3 protein-coding genes are annotated in these 1,841 nt (G+C 66.4%); all 3 read left to right on the forward strand.

What is annotated here, in order from left to right; genetic code table 11:
* The first annotated feature begins 80 nt into the window (after positions 1-80).
* Positions 81-173 (forward strand): hypothetical protein, encoded by a 93-nt coding sequence (locus RMN84_RS00200; protein WP_309610198.1) that lies wholly within the window; start codon positions 81-83, stop codon positions 171-173.
* Positions 140-841, forward strand: a complete 702-nt coding sequence (locus RMN84_RS00205; RefSeq protein WP_309610196.1) for a DUF4230 domain-containing protein — start codon at positions 140-142, stop codon at positions 839-841. Before RMN84_RS00200 ends, RMN84_RS00205 begins: the two co-directional genes overlap by 34 nt.
* Positions 842-863: 22 nt before the next feature.
* The coding region (nadA, locus tag RMN84_RS00210; protein ID WP_309610197.1) for a quinolinate synthase NadA at positions 864-1,841 on the forward strand (978 nt) is incomplete at its 3' end.

Here is a 1,841-nt window from a genome sequence, read left to right on the forward strand (position 1 = left end):
GCAAGGAGACAAACGCCGACAACGTCGCGGGCGCCTATCACGGCCTCGATCCGCGACTGGTCCCGGCGGCAGGCGGGTCGGTGCTGGCGCATCTGGTGGACCTTCAGCGACGCGAACTTGTTGATGCGCAAGGAGAGACATGGACGCTTCGCCCCAGCCCCGTCGCGGCCTGACCCCGCTCGCCATCGCCGCGATCGTCGGGGCGCTGGTCGTCGGCTTGCTGGTCGGCGGCGGGTGGAACATCAAGCGCAAGCTCTTCGGCGGCGATGTCAGCAGCATCGCCCGCGCCAGCCTGGAATCGATGCGCGCACAGAACCGGCTGGTGCCGTTCGTCGCCCGCTATGTGTCGGTCGTGACATCGAAACAGTCGCAACTGATGTTCACCTCCGAACGCACGCTGATCCTGCCCGGCGACGTCCGCTACGAGCTCGACCTGGCCAAGCTGCGTCAACGGGACGTCAAGTGGGACGACGCCAGCAAGACCCTGACCGTGACCCTGCCCGAGATCGAGATCGCCGGTCCCGAAGTCGATCTCGCCGCCGCGCGTGAATATGGCTCGGGCGGGGTACTGACCGTGATCGGCGATGCGCGCACGACGCTCGACGAAGCCAATCGCAGCGCCGCGATCACCGATTTGCGCAAGCAGGCGCAGGCGGCAACGCCGATGCGCCTCGCCCGCGACGCCGCGCGGCAGGCGGTCGAGCGCAGCTTCGCCTTGCCCCTCCGCGCCGCCGGGATCGGCGATGCGAAGGTGGTTGCGCGGTTCGGGTCGGACCCGACCGACGATCCGTCTTTCATCGATCGCTCACGGTCCCTAAATGAAGTCATGGCCACACCTTAATCACCGGCCCGAGGAGCCCGATTTGACCGCCCCCATTCGCCCGCCCGCCGGCCCCGCCCTGCTCGACGAGATCATGCGCCTGAAGAAGGAGCGCAACGCGGTCATCCTGGCGCATTATTACCAGAAGCCCGAGTTGCAGGACCTCGCCGATTTCGTCGGCGACAGCCTCGACCTGTCGCGCAAGGCGGCCGCGACCGATGCCGACGTCATCGCCTTTTGCGGCGTGCGCTTCATGGCCGAGACGGCGAAGATATTGTCGCCGCAAAAGACCGTGATCCTGCCCGACATGGACGCCGGATGCAGCCTGGAAGACTCGTGTCCGCCCGATCAGTTCAAGGCGTTCCGCGAGGCCCACCCCGACCATATTGCGTTGACCTACATCAACTGCTCGGCCGAGGTGAAGGCGCTCAGCGACATCATCGTCACCTCGTCGTCGGCCGACATCATCCTCAGCCAGATCCCCAAGGAGCAGAAGATCATCTTCGGCCCCGACCGCCACCTCGGCGGCTATCTGGCGCGGCGGACGGGGCGCGAGATGCTGTTGTGGCCGGGCATCTGCATCGTCCACCAGGCATTCTCGGAGACCGAGCTGCTCAAGCTGATGGCGGAAAACCCCGGCGCGCCGGTCGCCGCCCACCCCGAATGCCCGCCGCACATCGTCGACCATGCCGATTTGGTCGGGTCGACCAAGGCGATCCTCGACTTTGCGCTGACCAGCCCGGCGCAGACGATCATCGTCGCGACCGAGCCGCACATCATCCACCAGATGGAGAAAGCCGCGCCGCACAAGAAATTCATCGGCGCGCCCGGCGGCGACGGCAACTGCAACTGCAACATGTGCCCGTACATGGCGCTCAACACGATGGAGAAGCTGTACGTGTCGCTGCGCGATCTGACCCCGCAGATCATGCTGTCGACCGAGCTGATGGACCGGGCGCGCGTGCCGCTGGAGCGGATGCTGGAAATGGCCGGGCGAACGGTCGGCCAGGGCGATGTGGGC

The sequence above is a fragment of the Sphingomonas sp. genome (genome assembly GCF_031380695.1).
Classification (GTDB): domain Bacteria; phylum Pseudomonadota; class Alphaproteobacteria; order Sphingomonadales; family Sphingomonadaceae; genus Sphingomicrobium.

What these genes read in the sequence shown, in the direction of transcription:
- RMN84_RS00205 (WP_309610196.1), top strand. Translation starts at nt 140, where the DNA reads ATGGACGCTTCGCCCCAGCCCCGTCGCGGCCTGACCCCGCTCGCCATC.